Raw genomic sequence first — 19,988 nt, forward strand, 5'->3', positions numbered from 1 at the left:
GCCTGAGATGATCCAGGAGAAAGTGGCGCAGGCAACGGCATCGGGTGAGAGCCCGATGCTGCTTTCCTTACGCAATGTCGGCAAGGTCTTTTCCAACGGCGTCACGGCGCTGAGCAAGGTCGACCTGACGATCCGCGAAGGCGATTTCCTAAGCCTGCTCGGGCCCTCGGGCTGCGGCAAGTCGACGGCGCTCAGGTTGATCGCCGGCCTGTCGACGCCGACCTCCGGTCAGCTCGACTGGCGCGGCTCGATCGACCGCTCGAATATCGGCTTCGTCTTCCAGGAGCCGACGCTGCTGCCATGGGCCAGCGTCTTCGACAATGTCTGGCTGCCGCTCAGGCTGAAAGGCGTATCGCGCGCGGAGGCCAAGCCCGCGGTGATGGAAATGCTGTCGCGCGTGCACCTCACCGGTTTCGAGAATGCCGTGCCGCGCGAGCTTTCCGGCGGCATGAAGATGCGTGTCTCGATCGCACGGGCTATGGTGACCAAGCCGCGCATTCTTCTGATGGACGAGCCCTTCGCGGCGCTCGACGAGATTACCCGCTTCAAGCTCAACAACGATCTTCTCGAGCTTTGGCAGGACGAGCGGTTTACCGTCGTCTTCGTCACCCACAGCGTCTTCGAAAGCGTGTTCCTCTCCAGCCGTGTCGTCGTCATGGCGGCACGACCGGGCCGCGTCCACGGCGAGCTTGCAATCGAAGCGCCTTACCCGCGCGACGAGGCATTCCGGACTTCGCCCGACTATGCGGCGCTCTGCCGGCAGGCCTCGGACGTGCTGGTCAATGCCATCAACTCAACCGCCGGACCTCATCATGACGGCCATTGAAAACAATGCCCTGAAGCTCGACCCGGAAGAGGCGCGCCGCGTCCGCCAGGAGCGGCTGGAGCGGATCGGCAAATGGGTACTGCCGCTGGCGATCATGGTGCTTGCGATCTGGCTGTGGGATCGCATCTGCGTCTGGAACGGGATCCCGCAATACATCCTGCCGCGCCCGGGCGTGGTCCTGCAGACGCTGCATGACGATGCCGGGCTGTTGTTCTCTTCGCTGCTGGTGACGCTCAGGATCACCTTCCTCAGCCTGCTGCTTGCCGTCATCGGCGGCGTCGGGCTGGCGGTGCTGTTCGCGCAGTCGAAATGGGTGGAGATGTCGTTCTTCCCCTTCGCCATCGTGCTGCAGGTGACGCCGATCGTGGCGATCTTCCCGCTGATCAACATCTACATCAACAACCAGACGACCAAACTCCTGCTCTGTGCCTGGATCGTCGCCTTCTTCCCGATCCTCTCCAACACCACGCTCGGGCTGAACTCGGTCGACCGCAACCTGCGCGATTTGTTCAAGCTCAACGGCGCGACCCGCTGGCAGCAATTGCGCTATCTGCGCCTGCCGGCGGCGATGCCCTATTTCCTCGGTGGGCTGAAGATCGCCGGCGGCCTGTCGCTGATCGGCGCCGTGGTGGCCGAGTTCGTCGCCGGCGCGCAGGGGCAATCGTCCGGGCTTGCCTCGCGCATCATCGAGGCGGGCTACCGGCTCAATGCTCCCAGGCTGTTCGCGGCGCTGATCCTGATCTCGCTCACCGGCATCCTGATCTTCCTCGTGCTGTCGCTGGTGTCGCATCTCATCCTGCGCCGCTGGCACGAGAGCGCGCTGAAGCAGGAGCGCTAGGGTGCCTGAATGTTGATCCCAGCCTCTGGTCGTTACCAACTCGCCAACGTCCGCGTTCATCAATCGCTGACGCCCGGTCTTGCCGCAAGCTTCGATGCCGATGGTTTTGCGCTCGCCGACATTGCCGTCGCCGACGGCAAGATTGCTAGCATCATTGCGCACGGCAAAGCCGAGCCGCCATTCGACGCAATCGACCTTGGCGGCCGCATCGTGCTGCCCTGCTTCGTCGACTGCCATACGCATATCGACAAGGGCCATATCTGGCCGCGCAAGCCAAATCCCGACGGCACCTTCATAGGCGCGCTCAACGCAACTGGCGCCGATCGCACCGCTCGCTGGAGCGCGGAGGACGTGGCGAGGCGCATGGATTTCTCGCTGCGCTCAGCTTACGCGCACGGTACCAGGGCCTTGCGCACGCATCTCGACAGCGTGGCGCCGCAGGAGGAAATTTCCTGGCCGGTGTTCGAGACGATGCGGGAAAAATGGCGAGGCCGGATCGAGCTGCAGGCCGCCTGTCTGCTTGGCATCGAAGGCGTGCGCGACAAGGCCTGGTTCGAGCGTCTGGCAAAACGCGTCGCCGCGGCCAAGGGCGTGCTCGGCGTTGTCACTTACATGGTGCCCGACCTCGAGGAACTGCTCGACAAGGTGTTCGCTGAAGCCATCAAGCATGGGCTCGACCTCGATTTCCATGCCGACGAGACCGACGATGTCGCGGCCGTCTCGCTGAAGAAGATCGCCGAGGCTTCGCTGTGGAACGGTTTTGGGGGCAATATCCTGATCGGGCATTGCTGCTCGCTGGCGCGCCAGCCCGACCTCGAAGTTCTCGACACGCTGGACAAGGTGGCGAAGGCCGGACTGGCGGTCGTGTCGCTGCCAATGTGCAACCTCTATCTGCAGGACCGGCGCAACAACGGCACGACGCCCCGCTGGCGCGGCGTGACGCTGCTGCACGAGATCAAGGCACGCGGCATCAAAGTGGCTGTCGCTTCCGACAACACGCGCGACCCGTTCTACGGCTATGGCGACCTCGATATGCTGGAGGTCTATCGCATGGCGACACGCATCCTGCATTTCGATCACCCTGTCGGTGACTGGCCGAAAGCGATAGCGGCGACGCCGGCCGAGGTGATGCGGCTGGAAGGTGTCGGCACTCTCGCCGCCGGCGGTAGCGCCGACTTCATCGTCTTCAAGGGACGCAGCTGGACCGAATTGCTGTCGCGGCCCGAATCGGATCGCATCGTGGTGCGCGAGGGCAGGGCGATCGAGCGCCGGCTGCCCGACTATGCTGAACTCGACGAATTGATGGTGTGATGATGGATATCGCAGCGCTGAAGCGCGATCTCGAAGGCCTCAAGATCGACGACCATCCGGCCATCGTCCAGCAGAAGAGCCGCGACTTCTACTGGTACAGCCCCGTCCTCAAACAACAGCTCGACCACGTCACCGGCGACCTGATCGTTACGCCAAAGAACGAGGACGAGGTGATCCGCATTTTGGCCGCCTGCCACCGGCACGGCGTTCCAGTCACACCGCGCGGCAGCGGCACCGGCAATTACGGACAGGCGATGCCGCTGTCGGGCGGCGTGGTGCTCAACCTCGCCGAGATGAACGAAGTCAAGGCGATCGCGCCGGGCCGCGTGGTGACCGGGCCCGGAGCGGTTCTGGCCGACATCGATCGCGCCGCGCGGGCGCATTCCGCGCAGGAACTGCGCATGTCGCCCTCCACCTACAACACCGCCTCCATCGGCGGCTTCGTCGCAGGCGGCTCTGGCGGCGTCGGCTCGATCCGCTGGGGCGGATTGCGCGATCTCGGCAATGTCATCCGGCTGCGGACCGTGACGATGGAGGCGGAGCCGCGCGTCATGGACCTCTCGGGCGAGGACGTGCTCAAGGTGATGCATGCCTATGGCACCAACGGCATCATCACCGAGGTTGAGATGCCGCTGACGGCGTCCTACGATTGGGTCGATGTCATCGTCGGCTTCGACGATTTCATGGGTGCAGCGGGCTTCGGCAACGACCTCGCCGAGCAGGACGGCATATTGGCGAAGCTGATCACGCCGATCGCGGCACCCATTCCTTACGATTATTTCAAGCGACACCAGAAGTTCTTCCGGCGCGAGCAGAGCATCGTGGTGTGCATGATCGCGCCGCACGCGATGGATGGGTTCCTCGCGTTCGTCCGGGCCAGCAAAGGCGAAATCGTCTTCCGGGCCGACCAGGAGACCGACCTCAAGGGATTGCCGCCGGCCTACGAGCTGACCTGGAATCACACGACGCTGCGCGCCATAAGAGTCGATCCGACGATCACCTATCTGCAGGCGCGCTATCCGTCGCCGGACCATCTCGCGCACGTCAAGGCGATGGTCGACCGCTTCGGCGACGAGGTGCCGGCGCATCTCGAATTCATCCGCTTCGACGGCGCGATCGGCGCCGCCGGGCTGCCGCTGGTCCGTTTCACCACGGAAGAAAGGCTCGACGAGATCATCCGTATCCACGAGGACAATGGCTGCTGGATCTTCAACCCCCATCGCTACACGCTGGAAGAGGGCGGCATGAAGCAGACTGACGAGGTTCAGCTTGCCTTCAAGCGCGAGACCGACCCGCAAGGATTGCTCAACCCCGGCAAGATGATTGCCTGGGAGAATCCGGGCTATGACTATCGCTCCGGCAAGCCGTTCCTGTTCAAGGGGCTGCAAAAGGCGAGGTGATCGCGATGAGCGCCCGGCGCTGCACCCTCCTCTGGCCTGTCGCCTTTGGCGACATCTCCCGCACAAGGGAGGAGATGTGGCATGGGACAACAGGGGTTTGTCGAGCTGACCTGCGGGATCCACTCCCGTGAACATCCTCGTGCTCTACGCACATCCGGTGGAGACCAGCTTCAACGCCGGACTGCATCGGACGATCGTCGAGCGGCTCGGCGCGGCGGGCCACACGATCGACGACTGCGACCTCTATGCCGAGGATTTCGATCCGCGGATGACGCGCGCAGAGCGGCTCGGCTACCACGATCAGCGCGGGCCGAACGAGGCGGTCGCCGGTTACATCGCAAGGCTTCAGAAGGCGGAAGCGTTGGTGCTGTCGTTTCCGGTCTGGAATTACGGCTATCCAGCTATCCTGAAGGGCTTCTTCGACCGCGTCTTCCTGCCCGGCGTATCGTTCAAGCTGGTCGACGGCAAGGTTCGGCCGACGCTGCACAACATCCGCAAGCTCGCGGCCATCACCACCTACGGCGGCAGTCGTTTTCGCGCCATGCTGATGGGCGATCCGCCGCGCAAAATGGTGAAGCGCACGCTGCGGGCCACCATCAAGCCAGGCGCCTCCGTCTCTTACCTCGCACACTATTCGATGAACCTTTCGACGGATCAGACGCGCAAGGCCTTCATGGCGAAGGTAGCCGCCAGCATGGATCAATTCTGATGCGCGTGCTGGTGGTCTATTGCCATCCGGTGCCGGAGAGCTATTGCGCCGCGATCCGCGACATGGCGATAGAGGTGCTGACGCGACGAGGCTGGGACGTGCGGCTGCTCGATCTCTATGCCGAGAAGTTCAATCCGGTGATGAGCTGCGAAGAGCGGCGCTCCTACAACGAGCGCGCGCCTGAGGATCCCGAGCTCAGGCCGCATTTCGAGCATCTGCAATGGGCCGAGGCGATCCTCTTCATCTACCCCACCTGGTGGTACGGATTGCCGGCGATGCTGAAGGGCTGGTTCGATCGCGTGTGGGCGACCGACATCGCCTTCAAGCTGCCGCGCGGCAGAGGCCGGATCCAATCGCTGATGACCCATGTGACCAAGGTCGGCGTCATCACCACCTGTGGCGCGCCGACGTGGTGGAGCGTCGTTGTCGGCCAGCCCGGCCGCAAGACGATCCTGCGCGGCATGCGCGCCATCTGCGCCCCCCGCTGCAAGACATTCTTCCTGGCGCACTACCTGATGGATTCCTCAACGCCGAAGAGCCGGACGGCGTTTCTGGCGAAGGTAAGGGCGAGGCTGGAAAGCTTTTGAGGATAGCTCTCTTCTCCCTGTTAAATGAGGAGAAGACGGCGGCAGCAGATGAGGGGCGGCGTCGCAAAGGTGTGGCGCTGCCCCTCATCCGCCCTTCGGGCACCTTCTCCCCGTTGAACGGGGAGAAGGGAACACTGCGCTACATCCGCACCCGTTCAGCCTTCGGGTCGTACATTGGCCTCAACGAGGCTTCCGCGGCGAAACGCTCGCCTGCGATCTCGACCTCGTAGGATGAGCCCAGCACATCAGCCTCGCTCTCGCCCTCGCAGGGCACGTAGCCGAGCCCGATCGCGCCGCCGAGATGGTGGCCGTAATTGCCCGAGGTGATCGGACCGACGATCATGCCGTCGCGCAGGATTGCTTCGTTGTGGAATAACAGCGGCTGCGGGTCCTTGAGGCGGAACTGCACCAGCCTGCGGCTCAACCCGGCTTCCTTCTTCCTGAGCACCGCGTCACGGCCGATGAAGTCGCTCTTGGCCGTCTTCACCGCGAAGCCAAGGCCTGCCTCCAGCACATGGTCCTCGTCGGTGATGTCGTGGCCGAAATGGCGGAAGGCCTTTTCGATGCGGCAGGAATCCAGAGTATGCAGGCCGCAGAGCTTCAGCCCGACATCGGCGCCGGCTTCAATGATCGCCTCGAAGACATGGGCGGCCTGATCGGTCGAGACATAGAGTTCCCAGCCGAGCTCGCCGACATAGGTAACCCGATGGGCACGGGCCAACCCCATGCCGATCTCGATCTCCTGGAAGGTGCCGAACGGATTGGCCTGGTTGGAAAAATCGTTGGGGCTCACCTTCTGGATCAGTTTCCGCGAATCGGGGCCCATCAGGCAGATGACCGCTTCGGCAGCGGTTACATCGGTAATGACGACGAATTCGTCGGCGACGTGCCGCCTCAGCCAGGCGAGATCGCGCTGCAAGGTGGCTCCCGGCACGACGAGGAAATAGGCCGTCTCCGAGAGCCGCGTCACGGTGAGGTCGCTCTCGATGCCTCCTTTGGCGTTGAGCATCTGCGTGTAGACGATCTTGCCCGGTTCCACGTCCATGTCGTTGGCGCAGAGCCGCTGCAGGAAGGCACAGGCGTCGCGGCCCTCGACGCGGACCTTGCCGAACGAGGTCATGTCGAACAGGCCGACGCCGTTGCGCACGGCGAGGTGTTCCTCGCGCTGGTTGTCGAACCAGTTCTGCCGCTTCCAGGAATAGCGGTATTCGCGCTCCTGTCTTTCGCGGGCAAACCAGTTGGCGCGCTCCCAGCCGGCCACCTCGCCGAAGATGGCGCCGCGCGCCTTCAAGTGCTCATGCAAGGGGGAGCGGCGCACGCCGCGCGAGGTAGCCATCTGGCGATAGGGGAAATGATCGGCGTAGAGCAGGCCGAGCGTTTCGGAGACGCGTTCCTTGAGGTAGCGACGGTTCTTCTGGAAGGGCTGGGCGCGGCGGATGTCGACCTCCCAGAGGTCGAAAGGCGCCTCGCCGTCATTGATCCACTGCGCCAGGGCCATGCCGGCGCCGCCGGAGGAAACGATGCCGATCGAATTGTAGCCGGTCGCCATCCAGTAGCCGGAGAGTTCCGGCGCCTCGCCGAGATAGTAGCGGTCGTCGGGAGTAAAACTCTCGGGGCCGTTGAAGAAGGTGTGGATGCCGGCCGTGCCCAGCATCGGCATACGGTTGACGCCCATTTCGAGGATCGGCTCGAAATGGTCCATGTCCTCGGGCAACTGGTCGAAGCAGAAATCCTCGCGGATGCCGTCCATGCCCCAGGGTTTCGCCACCGGCTCGAAGGCGCCGAGCATCATCTTGCCGGCGTCTTCCTTGTAGTAGGCGCACTCGTCCGGCACGCGCAGCACCGGCAGGCGGGTGAGGCCGGGGATGGGCTCGGTGACGAGGTAGAAATGCTCGCACGCGTGCAGCGGGATGGTGACGCCGTTCTGCCGGCCGAGCTCGCGCGCCCACATACCGGCGCAGTTGACGACGATGTCGGTCTCGATCGTGCCCTGGTCCTCGCCCTGAGCCCAGGAGACACCGGAGACGCCGCCGTTCCTGGTGTGGACCTTGGTGACCTTCACGTTTTCGATAACCGTCGCTCCGCGTTGCCGCGCGCCCTTGGCCAGCGCCATGGCGATATTGGCGGGGTCGCACTGGCCGTCGAGAGGCAAATGCACCGCGCCGACCACATCGGAGACGTTGAGATGCGGGTACAGCTCCTTGACTTCGGTTGGCGAAATCTCGCGCACGTCGACATCGAAGGCGCGGGCTAGCGAGGCCTGCCTATAAATTTCATGCTTGCGTTCCTCGGTCAGCGCCACGGTGATCGAGCCGACCTGGCGCATGCCGGTGCCGACGTCGGTCTCCGCCTCGAGCTTGACGTAGAGGTCGGCCGAGTATTTCGCCAGCCGGGTCATGTTCTGCGAGGCGCGCAACTGGCCGATCAGGCCGGCGGCGTGCCAGGTCGTGCCGCAGGTGAGCTGCTTGCGCTCAAGCAGCACGATGTCGGTCCAGCCGAGCTTGGCCAGATGATAGGCGACCGAGCAGCCGGAGACGCCGCCGCCGATAATGACCGCGCGAGCTTTGGTTGGAATGGTTTTGGTCATGCGGCCTCGCGGCGGTAGTCGGAAGCGAAGCGGCGCACGCGAAGCGCTGCTTCCTGAAGGACAGGTTCAGGCTGGCAGAGGCTGATGCGGATGTGGCCGGCGGCGGCCTCGCCGAAGCTCGAGCCAGGCATGACGCCGATCTTCTCCTTGTCGAGCAGCGCCCAGGCGAATTTCTCGTCGTCGGGCTCGATGGCCGATATGTCGACCATGACATACATGCCGCCTTCGGAGCCGCGCACGGTGACTTCATTTGCGCCGCGAATGGCGTCGAGGAACACGGCGCGGCGCCCGGCGTAACGCTCGGCTATTTCGTCCACGCCGTAGTGGTTTTCAAGCGCCTCGGCGCAAGCGATCGAGATGAAGGCCGGCAGGCCGTAGGTGGTCACCAGGTTGAGATCGGTCATCAGCGCAATCATCGCCTTCGGGCCGGTGAGCCAGCCCATGCGCCAGCCGGTCATGCCGTGGCTTTTCGACATGGAATTGATGACCAGCGTGCGCTCGGACATGCCGGGCAGCGAGCGCGGCGAGATGTGCTCGCCGCCGCCAAGCGTCCAGTAGACCTCGTCGGACAGCAGCCAGAGATCGTGCTCCTTGCAGATTTCGGCCAATTGCTCGAGCCGTTCGCGCGAATAGACTGCGCCTGTCGGGTTGTTCGGGGTGTTGATCAGGATGGCGCGCGTGTTGGGCCTGAGCGCCGCGCGGATCCTGTCGGCGCGCGGCTGAAAACCGTCCTCGGCCGGCGTCTCGACCACGGTGAAGCTGGCGCCGGCGGCGCTGAAGGTGTTGGGGTAGGTGGCATAGTAAGGCGCGACGACGATCGCGTGATCGCCGGGGTCGAGCACGCCCTGCACGGCGGCATAGAGTGCGCCCTGACCGCCGGCCGTGGCGATGACCTCGTCGGGCTCCGTCAGGACGCCGGTGCAGGCGGTGGAGGCAGCCGCCATCGCCTTGCGCAGGCGCGGCAGCCCGGGAAGCGGCGTGTAGTGGTGGTTGCTGCCGCGGACGGCGTTGACGCAGGCCTCGATCGTTTGCGGCGGCGTGTCGAAATCATGGTCGCCGACCGAGAGCACGATGATGTCCTCGCCGGCTGCCCTGCGGGTCCAGGCGGCGAAGTGGACTTCCCAGCCATCCTTGCCCGATGGCACGATGCCGGTAATGCGCTTTGATGGTTTTGGCATCAGGCTGCTCCCGAGATGTGATGGCCGGCCTCAATGAGCCGGTCGCGTAGCGCAGCGATGTGCGCCGGCCCGACTTCGCAACAGCCGCCTACAATGCTGGCGCCAGTCTCGACCCAGCCCATCGCCTGGTCGGCATAGGCGTGCGGATCGAGATCATGGCGCGCGTGCAGCACGTCGACCGTGCCGCCGTGCTTGAGCGCCTCGACCGAGGTGAAGCCATTGGCATAGGCGCCAACCGGACCGCCGAGGGCCAGCAGTTCCGGCAATGCGGCGGCAATGGCTTCGGGCCGGCAGCAGTTGAGCAGCCGTGCCGCCACCGGCAGATCGCCGAGGGCGCTAGCCGCGGCGGCAATGCTCTCGCCGCTGCGCAGGCGGGGCGTGCCGTGGTCGGCGAGAGTCCAGGATACCCAGACCGGCTTGCCGCTCTCGCATGCCGCGGTGACCGCCGCGCGGGCCTCGTCGGCGGAAGCCATGGTCTCGCACAGGAACAAATCGACGCCTTCTGCCTGTTCGGCGACGATGCGGCGGTAGATGCCGAGCGTCTCCTCGAAGGAGATGGTCAGCGCCGGCGCGTAGCTGCCGAACAGAGGCGAGAGGCAGCCGGCGATGGCGGCTTCACCCGCTTCGTCGCGCGCCTGCCGGGCGAGCTCGATGCCGCGCTTCTGCAGAGGCTTAAACAGCTCTTCCGCGCCCTCGCGCGCCAGGCGCTCGGGCGTGGCCGAATAGGTGTTGATGGTGATGACGCGGGCGCCGGCACGGATGAATGCCGCATGCAGGTCGCGCACCAGTTCCGGTTCGTCGATCAGCACTCTGGCCGACCACAAAGGCGTCGGTTCGGACTGACTGCGACGGACCAGCTCCTGGCCCATGCCGCCATCGGTAAGAATGACGGATGTCATGCTCTCAACCTTTCGTTCTTCGGATCCCACAACGGCTCGTCCTTCTGCACCACCGCCTTGAAACGGTCGCCGAAGATTTCGACCTCGACCGCCGTGCCGGGCTCCGTCAGGTCGGAACGCAGCATGCCGAGCGCGATCGACTTATCGACGCGATGGCCCCAGCCGCCCGACGTCGTCTCGCCGACAATCTTGCCGTCATGCCAGAGCGTCGACATATAGGGCGCGTCGCAATCGCTGGGGTTTTCTACGACCAGCGTGACGAAGCGCTTCTTCACGCCCTGCTGCCTTTCGTTGAGCAGCGCCGCCTTGCCGCGGAAGTCGGGCTTGTCCCATTTGACGAAGCGTTCGAGCCCGCCCTGCAGGATCGAATAGTCGGTCGAGAGGTCGCCTTTCCAGGTGCGGTAGCCTTTTTCCAGCCGAAGCGAATCCAGCGCGTACATGCCGAAGGGCTTTAGGCCATGCCTCTGGCCGGCGGCCCAAACCGCGTCGAAGACAGTGGCCGTGTCCGCGACCTTGGTGTGGATCTCCCAACCGAGCTCGCCGGCGAAGGAGACGCGCACCAGCTTCGCCCAGCGGCCGGCGATGGCCGTCTCCTGATGCGTCAGCCAAGGCAGGGAGAGATCGGCGTCGCCGACGTCAGCAAGGATAGCGCGCGAGTTCGGGCCGGCGAGAATCTGGGTTGAGTATTCCTCCGTGCGATCGGTCAGCCTGAAGGCCGCATCGGCCGGCATGCGCGACTTCAACCATTCGAAGTCATGCCACTGCGCGACGGCCGCGGTGATTAGCGTCATCTGGTCCTCGCCATGGCGCACGACCGACATTTCGGTAACGATGCGGCCCTTATCGTCGGCGAAATAAACCAGGCCGATGCGGCCGGCCTTCGGCACGAGGCCGGTGACCTGCAGGGCCAGCCACTCGGCGGCGCCTTCACCTTCGAGATTGAAGCGCGAGAAGCCGGGCAAATCGAGGATGCCGGCTGCGTCGCGCACAGCCAGGCATTCCTCGCGAACGCGCTGCTGCCATGGCCCGTCGCGGCGGAAAGTCAGCGTTGATTCTTCCGAAATGTCGTCGCCCGGTTGCGCGTACCAGGTGGCGCGCTCCCAGCCGTTATAAGCGTCGAACTGGCCACCCCGCGCTTTGACGCGCTCATGCAGCGGCGAGTGCTTGCGGTCGCGGCCGGCCGGCCAGGCGTGGCGCGGGAACTGGATGGCGTATTCGTTGCCGTAGATCTCCATGCCCTTGGCAACGCAATAGTCGGGTGCCGAAGCAAAGGCGGTGAAGCGGCGCGGATCGCAGGACCACATGTCCCATTCGGTCTGGCCCTCGGTCACCCATTCGGCCAGCACCTTGCCGGCGCCGCCACCTTGCGCAATGCCGAAGGTGAAGACGCAGGCCTCGAAAGCATTCGGCACGCCGGGCATCGGACCGATCAGCGGATTGCCGTCCGGCGCGTAAGGGATCGGCCCGTTGATCACCTTGGAAAGGCCTGCGGTGCCGAGGATCGGCACACGGGCTACGGCGTCGGCAAGGTAATGCTCGAGACGGTCGAGATCGTCCGGGAAAAGCTGGAAGGAAAAATCCTCCGGCATCGGATCGTTGTGGCCGACCCAATGCGCGCGGCAATTGCGCTCATAGGGACCGAGATTCATGCCGGTCTTTTCCTGGCGCAGGTAGTAGGAGGTGTCGACGTCGCGCAGCAACGGCAGTTTCTTGCCCTGTTCCTTGGTCCATGCGGCCAGCTCGGGGATTTCCTCGAACAGGATATATTGATGGCTCATCACCATCATCGGCACTTCGCGGCCGAACATTTTTCCAACTTCGGCGGCGCGATAGCCGGCGGCATTGATCACGATCTCGCAGCGGATCTCGCCCTGCGGCGTCGCCACCACCCATTCGCCGTTTTCGCGGCGAACGCCGGTGACCGGGCAGAAGCGGATGATTTTCGCGCCCATGTCGCGCGCACCCTTGGCAAGCGCCTGCGTCAATTGCGCGGGATCGATGTCGCCGTCGCTCGGGTCGTAGAGCGCGCCTTTCAGCTCATGCGTCTCGATGAAGGGGTAACGGCGCTTGATCTCGTCGAGGCCGACGAGGTCGATGTCCATGCCTTGATAGCGGCCCATGCCTTTGGCGCGCTGGAACTCCTGCATGCGCTCCTTGGTGTGGGCGAGCCGCAACGAGCCGGTGACATGGTAGTTCATCGGATAGTCGACCGCGTCGGCGAGGCCCCGGTAGAGCTCGGTAGAATAGCGCTGCATGTTCATCAGCGACCAGGACGACGAGAAGGTCGGCACGTTGCCGGCCGCGTGCCAAGTCGAGCCGGAGGTCAGCTCGTTCTTTTCCAAGAGCACGCAGTCGGTCCAGCCCGCCTTGCAAAGGTGGTAAAGTGAGGAGGCGCCAACGACACCGCCTCCGATGATCACCACGCGTGCCGTGGTCGGCAAACCGGCCATGTTCTCCTCCAACGTCCAAAGCGCGTCAGGACGCGCTTTTGATTCTTTGTTTCACGCAGGCCCCAAAAACCGCGGCACAGTTTTGGGCGGCATGCATTGGTTCAGTACACCGGTGGCGAAACCACCCAGATGACGATCGCCGGCTCGGCGCCAGGATTGCGCCAGCGGAACGGCTTGCCTTCGAAGCGGAACGAGTCGCCTTCGCTGAGCCGATGCCAGACGCCGCCGATCTCGAGCTCGAAAGTGCCCGACGCGACGTAGCCCGCTTCCTCGGTCGGGCGGCGCGCTTCGGTCTTCAATTCCGCGCCCGGCGCGAAGACCGAGCGCAGCATCTCGAAGCTACCGCCAAGATCGGGCGACAGAAGCTCCTCCACGAGGCCCGATTCGCTTGTGCCAAGCGAGCGGCGGCTGCCGGCGCGCACAACCACGCCGCGCTCCTCTTCGGCAGGCACGTCATGGCTGAAGAACAGGCTGAGCGGCACGCCGAAGAGTTCGGCGAAGGCCCGCAGGTCACCAAGCGAAGGGATCGACAAGCCGCGCTCGACCTGGCTGACCCAGCCTACCGAGCGGTCGAGCTTCAGAGCAATCTCGGCAAGCGTCAACCCGCGGGCCTTGCGCAGCGCACGAATGTCGCCGGCCAGCAGCCGCTCGCCATTGTCCTGCTCCGATCTGATGGCGGTCAAGGTCACCCGCTCCTCGTGAAAAAATCTGCTCAAATTTCATGAGAAAGCAAGTGCATGAAAAAATCAAGTGAATTTTCATGCAACGCAAGATTTGCTTGCGCCATTTTGGCGGTTGATGCAAAGCCTCGCCATCGAATCGCGAGTGGGGCGTCCGGTCGAGGACCAGTTAGTTATTTGTGTCTGCCTATGGTCGTTGCGGGAATCGGGTTGCCGGGTCCAGCCATGCGTGAAGGGACGGCCCATGCTGGAGAAGAATGACCGGAGCACGCTCGACGCAGCGATCGTCGATGAGGCGATCATGTCGCGCCGGTCGGTGCGCGCGTTTTTGCCCGACATGGTCGACGACAGCACAATCCGCGCCATCCTGACGGTCGCGGCAAGGGCACCCTCGGGCACCAACATGCAGCCCTGGCGTGTCTATGTGACCAAGGGCGAGGTGAAGCGGCGCATCAGCGACGCCATCCTCAATTCGGGCATCCGCGCCGAAAAGGCCGAATGGGACGAGTACCGTTACTATCCCGACCAGTTCTTCGAGCCCTATCTCAGCCGGCGTCGCGCCAACGGTTTCGGTCTCTACGGCGCGATCGGCATCGGCCGGCGCGAAGTCGACAGGATGCGGGCGCAGCACGACCGCAACTTCGTCTTCTTCGACGCGCCGGTCGGCCTGATCTTCACGGTCGACCGGCGGCTGAACAAGGGCTCGTGGATCGACTACGGCATGTTTCTGCAGAACATCATGGTCGCGACACGGGGCAGGGGCCTGCATACCTGTCCGCAGGCGGCTTTCGCGCCCTATCACCGGCAGATCCGCCCGGTGCTCGACATACCAGACGAGGAGATCGTGGTCTGCGGCATGGCGCTTGGTTATGAGGACACGTCCAAGCCCGAGAACGAATTCCGCACCGACCGCGCGCCGCTCGAAGACTGGGTGACGTTCGCGACATAGCTCTCCGGCGCGGACCGCAGCCCGATGTGCTAATCCGTGCCGATATGCCCGCCATGGCCGCTGACATGGGCACCGTCCTGCGGGGTGAGCCTGAAATAGGCGAGCAGCGCGCAAAGCGTGATCAAGCCTTCGACAACGAACAGGAGCCGGTAGTCGTTGACGCTCGCCTGGCCGCCGCCCGCGAGCAGCGAGAGCATCGCAGCGGCCAGACCGACGCTGATCGCCACCGCCAGCTGCCAAAGGATGTAGTACAGGGCGCTGAAGCGCGAGAGCTGCTCGGGCGCGATGTCCGAGTAGGCGAGGTTGCCGGTCGAGGCCCACTGCACCGAACGGAAAAGGCCGAAGGCGAAGATGTAGGCAAGCACGATCCAGGGAGGCGTGCTTTCCTGCATCAAGGCAAAACCGGCGACCAGCAGGGCGGCGATCGGCGTGTTGACGATCAGAACCCGCTTGAAGCCGAAGCGGTTCAAGATGCGCGGCATGAAGAAGCGCATGAGCAGCGAGCCGATCGCCGCGACGAAGGTCAGCGATCCGGCCTGCACCGCGCTCATACCGAAGCCGAGCTGGAACATCAGCGGCAGCAGGAAGACAACGGAGCTTAGCCCTATCGTGTCGAGCCCGCCGCCGGTCAGAAAGCTGATGCGGAAGGTGCGGATACGCAGCAGATTGAGGTCGAGCAAAGGGTTTCGGGCCCGCAGACAATAGAAGGCGGCGACGGTGAGGATGGCGATTGCCAGGCCAAGCTCGACGCCGATAATGTTGGCGGCGGCGTCCTTCGCGGCAAGCGAATCCATGCCGAAGACGAGCAGCGCCATGCCGCCGCCGACTAGCAGGAAGCCGGGAAAATCGAAAGGCGTGCGGACCGGCTTGGTGGTCGTGGGGAACAGCGAGGCCGCGAGCAACGCGGCCGTCAGCGCGATCGGTATGTTGATGTAGAAGATCCAGCGCCACGAGACGTAAGTGGTCAGCGCGCCACCGACGAGGGGCCCGACCAGCGGGCCGGACTGGCCGGCGAGCGAAATATACATGTTGATCCTGAGCGTGCGGTCGCGCGGAAAGCTCGACAGGATCACGACCTGCCCGAGGGTGCCCATCAGCGCACCGCCGAAGCCCTGCAGCGCGCGAGAGCCGACCAGCATCCAGATGTTTTCCGACAGGCCGCAGAGGGCCGAGGCGCTGGCGAAGACCAGCAGCGCAAAGCAATAGACGTTGCGCAGGCCGAAGCGGTCGGCCAGCCAGCCGCCGAGCGGCATCGTGACGATGAGGCTCGCGACATAGACGGTGATCAAAAGCCCGAGCTGGCTCGGCGGGCGGCCCAGGCTTTCGCCGATGCCGGGCAGCGCGGTCACAATGACATTCTGGTCGAGGCTGGTCATGAACACGCCGCAGGCGACGGTCGCCGGCAACAGCAGCGACGGGTCACCCGCCGGAGCAAAGCGGGTCGTGGCTGTCGCCGTAGTCTCTGCGGTCATGGAAGGATGTTGTCGAACCGGTTGCCTGAGGGCTCCGAGAGCCGCGTTCCTTATCTATCGTCTTCGCTGGCCCAAGGCTCAAGCGGCAGTTGTGGCCGTCGATAATGCCACGCGCCGGCTGAACCAATCCCCGGGTGCTGCCTGCTTAGAGGCAAATTCGGCACGGAAAACCGCCGCGCAGTTTCCTGGAATTGCGCTTAGTGCACCTCGTAGCCGACTTCCTCGCTCGCGTGGCACAAGGCCTTCCAAAAGGAGCGCGCGAAGGAGCGGAACACATAGATGTCGAATTGGTCGCCACCGGTGCGCTGGATCTGTGCAAAGACATCGTGGTGGTTGGTCGAGCGGCCGGCGCCGAGCGGGAAGGCCGGCAAGGCGAAGTCGATAGCGAAGAATTTCGCCATCACCCACTCCGCTTTCGGCCCGGCGATGCGAATCGCGGTGCGGCCATGCGAGAGATCGGTAATCGTGCCGATGGACGGCGTGATCAGGCCGGTGAACGCGGAAGCCAGGCCCTCGGCCTCGTCAACCACGGTGAATTTGCCCGGCGCGAATCCGAACGCGGCTTTCGCGCCGTTGACGACGCCGCCGCCGGCTCCATCCGGCAGGGCAAGGCCTGTCACCTTGTATATGCCGGACATCAGCCGCTTCTCCTCGCCCGGCCATGCTGCGAGCTGCAGGATCGAGCCCGGCCGCGTATCGGACAGGATAACGTCAACGCCATGCTCGAAATTACCGTGCGAGCCTGGATGATAGACCGGTTCAAGCGGCGACAGCCGCTCAGGCAATTGCCGCTCGGGAAGTTGTCGTTCAACCATGCATGCGGCTCCCGTCCGGATCGTAGAAATGGTTGGAGACGATCTCGACCGGCCCGAACCGGTTGCGCAGCGGATCGGAGACGAAGGCGCGCGTGCCGTGGCGCGCCTTGCCGCCTTTGACCAGCGCAAGCGCTATGTATTTGCCGAGCGCCGGCGAATAGCAGCAGGCGGTGATATGGCCGATCGAATCGTGCGGGTTCGCTTCGTCGAGTTCCTCGACGATATGTCCGCCACCGTTGAGCGCGCGGTTGTCGAGAGCGATCAAGCCGACAAGTTCCAGCCGGTCCGGGGCGATCAGGCCTTCGCGATCCATCATGGCGGAACCGATGAAGGGCTTCTTCTTCGACAGCATCCAGTCGAGATGCAGGTCGCGCGCCGTGGTGCGGCCGTCGATCTCCGCGCCGGTGACGTGGCCCTTCTCGATGCGCATGGTGCCAAGCGCCTCGAGCCCGTAGGCGACCAGGCCGAAAGGCTTGCCGGCCTCGATGAGAGCCTCCCAAACGCGCGTTCCATAGCCGGCGCCGGAATAGACCTCGAAAGCCATCTCGCCGGAGAAGGAGAGGCGGCAGATCATCACCGGCACGCCGGCGATCTCACCGTGCACAATGCCCATGAAGGGAAGCGCGGCGTTGTCGACGGCCGTGCCCTTCACGCAGGCAGCGAGGATCGCCCTGGCTTTCGGTCCGCCGATCGCGGCCCCCGCCCACTCGTCGGTGACGGAGGTGACGGTGACCTTCAGTTCCGGCCAGATCACGTCGAGGAAATACTCCAGATGCTGCATCACCTTGCCGGCATTGGCGGTGGTGGTGGTCATCAGGAAATCCTGTTCGCCAAGCCGCCATGTGGTGCCGTCGTCGAAGGCAAGCCCATCCTCGCGCAGCATCAGACCGTAGCGGGCCTTGCCGACCGCGAGGGTGGAAAACATGTTCGTGTAAACGCGGTCGAGGAATTCCGCCGCATCCGGGCCCTGAACGGCGATCTTCCCAAGCGTCGAGACATCGACGATGCCGGCGCTCTCACGCGTTGCCGCGGCCTCGCGGACATAGGCCTGCTCGACCGTCTCGCCGGCGAGACCGTAGATCATCGGGCGGTACCAGAGACCGGCCGCATACATGGTCGCGCCGTTGTCGATGTGCCAGTCGTGCATCGGCGTCAGCCGCTCGGGCTTCAGGTCGCCGAAGCGCTCGGCCGCCAGCGAGCCGATCGACACGGCCGTGTAGGGCGGCCGGAACCGCGTCGTACCGACTTCGGGGATCGGCTTGCCCAGCGCCTCGGCCATGATGGCGAGGCCCGGCACGTTGGAGTTTTTGCCCTGGTCGGTCGCCATGCCGAGCGTGGTGTAGCGCTTCAGATGCTCGACCGAGACGAAGCCCTCGCGGTGCGCGAGCCGCACATCCTCGGCGGTCACGTCGTGCTGGAAATCGACGAAGCTTTTGCCCTTGGCCTTGATCTCGAAGACCGGTGCCGGATCCGGTTCGCCGGGGACGGCCTCCACGACGGGTAGCGGAGCGGAGGACGCGCTTCCGCCGGCGGCCTGAAGGCCAGCCGCGCGGCCTTCGGCAATGGCTTCCGCGGTCGTGAAACTGCCGGTGAAGGCGCCGGCGCCGATCCAGCGCTGCGTCGGCTGCGGCGGCAGGAAGGCCTGCCTGGCAGGGTTCCATATGGCCCTGGCTCCAGCCTGGCTGGCGAGATGGATCGTCGGTGACCAGCCGCCCGACATCAACAGGCAGTCGGCATGGATGCTGCGCTCGTCGCCGCTCAGCGCGCCGTTCATCAATTCGAAGCGCCGCACCTTGAGACCGGTGAGCGCCTTGCCGCCTTCGGTCGCAACCACGGCATGGCCGGCAAGCAGCTCTGCTTCGGCCAGGCTCGCCAGCCTGCTCATCTCGTTCGACACGTCGCTGCGGACATCGACGATGGCGACGACGGCGGCCCCGGCCTTCTTCAGTGCAACGGCGGAACGATAGGCGCTGTCATTGTTGGTGAACAGTGCGATGCGTCCACCGGGCAGCACGCCATATTCATTGGCGTAGCGTTCGGCCGCATGCGCCAGCATGACCCCCGGACGATCGTTGCCGGGGAATACCAGCGGACGCTCGAAGGAGCCGGTGGCGAGAACCACCGTTTTGGCGCGGATCGCCCAGTAGCGCTGGCGCGGCTCGCCCTTGGCCGGAACTTCCTTGTGGTCCGTCACCCGTTCGAGCGCGGCCAGCGTGTTGCCGTCGTAATAGCCCCACACCGTCGTGCGCGGCAGAAGGCGGACATTGTCATTGCCTTCGAGCTGGCCGACGATGCGCGCCGCCCAGTCGGCTGCCGACGCCCCGTCGATGGTTTCGCCCGACCAGTTGGCGGAGCCGCCGAACTTTGCTTCGAGCTCGGCCAGGATGACGCGGGCGCCCTGGTCGGCCGCGGCCTTCGCCGCCATCAGCCCGGCCGGGCCGGAACCGACGACCAGCACGTCGCAGAAGGCGTTCATGCGCTCGTAGCGCGAGGTATCGGGCGCGGTGCCGGCTCTGCCGAGGCCGGCGGCGCGGCGGATGAAATGCTCGCAGAACATCCAGAAGCGCGTGCCTTTCAACGGGCCGATCACCGGTCCCATGAAGGTCTTGTAATAGAAGCCGGCCGACAGGAGCTTGCCGCCGAGCTGGTTGAGCGCGCCGATATCCCAGGCGAGCGAGGGGGAGCGGTTCTGGCTGACCGCGACCAGCCCGTCATAGATCTCGACCATGGTGGCGGGAATGTTGGGCTCGCGCACCTCGCCGCGCAGCACCGTCACCAGAGCGTTCGGTTCCTCGACGCCGGCGGCGAGCAGGCCGCGCGGGCGATGGTATTTGAACGAACGGCCGAACAGCGTCACGCCGTTGGCGAGCAGCGCCGAAGCCAGCGTGTCGCCGGCGTGTCCGGTATAGCGCGCGCCGTCGAAGGTGAAGCGGATGGTGCGCAGCCGGTCGATGCGGCCGCCGGTTTCTGTGCGGCGAGGGCTCACTGGTGGCCTCCCGCTTTGTGGCCCGCGGACTTGTGTCCGCCACGGGCAAAGGCAGTGCTCAAGATTTCATGGGTTAAGGTGTTTCGCACCACCCGCAGATGCGCGCGGCAGCCGCCGGAATGCTGCCAGATCTCATTGTGGTCGCCGGCCGGGTTCAGCCGGTCGTAGACATAGGCATTCCAGGCGTCGAGATCCTGCGAGGCAGGCTGCGGCCGCTCGCGGTTGCCGTCGCCCTGGTAGGTGAACTCAATGACATCGCGCGGGCCGCAATAGGGACAAGTGATCAGCATATGATTCGAAA

16 protein-coding genes are annotated in these 19,988 nt (G+C 64.6%); 7 read left to right on the forward strand and 9 right to left on the reverse strand.

The genetic code is table 11. From position 1 onward, the window contains the following. Window positions 1-7: 7 nt before the first annotated feature. The 6 genes from P9217_RS18820 (at window position 8) to P9217_RS18845 (ending at window position 5,671) form a co-directional block, all read left to right on the forward strand. Entirely contained in the window at window positions 8-826 is an 819-nt protein-coding gene (locus tag P9217_RS18820) for an ABC transporter ATP-binding protein (RefSeq protein WP_127323701.1), read from the forward strand. Further along, window positions 813-1,664: an ABC transporter permease gene (locus P9217_RS18825; protein ID WP_127239510.1), complete on the forward strand. Its 852-nt coding sequence runs from the start codon at window positions 813-815 to the stop codon at window positions 1,662-1,664. The genes P9217_RS18820 and P9217_RS18825 overlap by 14 nt, the downstream gene beginning before the upstream one ends. A gap of 12 nt (window positions 1,665-1,676) precedes the next feature. Beyond that, window positions 1,677-2,975, forward strand: coding sequence for a cytosine deaminase (locus P9217_RS18830; protein ID WP_278087872.1), 1,299 nt, complete (start codon window positions 1,677-1,679; stop codon window positions 2,973-2,975). A gap of 2 nt (window positions 2,976-2,977) precedes the next feature. Then, on the forward strand, window positions 2,978-4,375 hold the full coding sequence (locus tag P9217_RS18835; protein WP_095801962.1) for an FAD-binding oxidoreductase: 1,398 nt from the start codon (window positions 2,978-2,980) through the stop codon (window positions 4,373-4,375). Between the two features lie 127 nt (window positions 4,376-4,502). Beyond that, window positions 4,503-5,084 carry an NAD(P)H-dependent oxidoreductase gene (locus tag P9217_RS18840; protein WP_067329247.1) on the forward strand — a complete coding sequence of 194 codons (582 nt, stop codon included), beginning with the start codon at window positions 4,503-4,505 and terminating at the stop codon, window positions 5,082-5,084. Continuing rightward, window positions 5,084-5,671, forward strand: a complete 588-nt coding sequence (locus tag P9217_RS18845) for an NAD(P)H-dependent oxidoreductase (protein ID WP_067329249.1) — start codon at window positions 5,084-5,086, stop codon at window positions 5,669-5,671. Before P9217_RS18840 ends, P9217_RS18845 begins: the two co-directional genes overlap by 1 nt. Before the next feature lie 139 nt (window positions 5,672-5,810). On the opposite strand, the gene P9217_RS18850 is transcribed toward P9217_RS18845, so the two are convergent. The 5 genes from P9217_RS18850 to P9217_RS18870 all read right to left on the reverse strand — a co-directional run bounded on the left by P9217_RS18850 (window position 5,811) and on the right by P9217_RS18870 (window position 13,474). Continuing rightward, on the reverse strand, window positions 5,811-8,258 hold the full coding sequence (locus P9217_RS18850) for an FAD-dependent oxidoreductase (RefSeq protein ID WP_278087714.1): 2,448 nt from the start codon (window positions 8,256-8,258) through the stop codon (window positions 5,811-5,813). Next, on the reverse strand, window positions 8,255-9,436 hold the full coding sequence (locus tag P9217_RS18855; RefSeq protein ID WP_278087713.1) for a pyridoxal phosphate-dependent aminotransferase: 1,182 nt from the start codon (window positions 9,434-9,436) through the stop codon (window positions 8,255-8,257). Before P9217_RS18855 ends, P9217_RS18850 begins: the two co-directional genes overlap by 4 nt. Further along, window positions 9,436-10,335 carry a homocysteine S-methyltransferase family protein gene (locus P9217_RS18860; protein WP_278087712.1) on the reverse strand — a complete coding sequence of 300 codons (900 nt, stop codon included), beginning with the start codon at window positions 10,333-10,335 and terminating at the stop codon, window positions 9,436-9,438. Before P9217_RS18860 ends, P9217_RS18855 begins: the two co-directional genes overlap by 1 nt. After that, complete coding sequence (locus P9217_RS18865) at window positions 10,332-12,785, reverse strand: FAD-dependent oxidoreductase (RefSeq protein ID WP_278087711.1); 2,454 nt, start codon at window positions 12,783-12,785, stop codon at window positions 10,332-10,334. Before P9217_RS18865 ends, P9217_RS18860 begins: the two co-directional genes overlap by 4 nt. A 101-nt stretch (window positions 12,786-12,886) precedes the next feature. Next, window positions 12,887-13,474, reverse strand: a complete 588-nt coding sequence (locus P9217_RS18870; RefSeq protein ID WP_278087710.1) for an XRE family transcriptional regulator — start codon at window positions 13,472-13,474, stop codon at window positions 12,887-12,889. 235 nt (window positions 13,475-13,709) lie between these two features. Between P9217_RS18870 and P9217_RS18875 the strand changes: the two genes are divergently transcribed. After that, on the forward strand, window positions 13,710-14,414 hold the full coding sequence (locus tag P9217_RS18875; RefSeq protein WP_278087709.1) for a nitroreductase: 705 nt from the start codon (window positions 13,710-13,712) through the stop codon (window positions 14,412-14,414). A 29-nt stretch (window positions 14,415-14,443) separates the two neighbouring features. On the opposite strand, the gene P9217_RS18880 is transcribed toward P9217_RS18875, so the two are convergent. The 4 genes from P9217_RS18880 to P9217_RS18895 all read right to left on the reverse strand — a co-directional run bounded on the left by P9217_RS18880 (window position 14,444) and on the right by P9217_RS18895 (window position 19,977). Next, entirely contained in the window at window positions 14,444-15,886 is a 1,443-nt protein-coding gene (locus P9217_RS18880; protein WP_278087708.1) for an MFS transporter, read from the reverse strand. 197 nt (window positions 15,887-16,083) lie between these two features. Then, window positions 16,084-16,671 (reverse strand): sarcosine oxidase subunit gamma, encoded by a 588-nt coding sequence (locus P9217_RS18885; protein WP_278087871.1) that lies wholly within the window; start codon window positions 16,669-16,671, stop codon window positions 16,084-16,086. A 22-nt stretch (window positions 16,672-16,693) separates the two neighbouring features. After that, window positions 16,694-19,687 carry a sarcosine oxidase subunit alpha gene (locus P9217_RS18890; RefSeq protein ID WP_278087707.1) on the reverse strand — a complete coding sequence of 998 codons (2,994 nt, stop codon included), beginning with the start codon at window positions 19,685-19,687 and terminating at the stop codon, window positions 16,694-16,696. Continuing rightward, on the reverse strand, window positions 19,684-19,977 hold the full coding sequence (locus P9217_RS18895) for a sarcosine oxidase subunit delta (RefSeq protein WP_067329272.1): 294 nt from the start codon (window positions 19,975-19,977) through the stop codon (window positions 19,684-19,686). The genes P9217_RS18890 and P9217_RS18895 overlap by 4 nt, the downstream gene beginning before the upstream one ends. Window positions 19,978-19,988 lie beyond the last annotated feature (11 nt).

Source organism: Mesorhizobium sp. WSM4989 (genome assembly GCF_029625795.1).
Classification (GTDB): domain Bacteria; phylum Pseudomonadota; class Alphaproteobacteria; order Rhizobiales; family Rhizobiaceae; genus Mesorhizobium.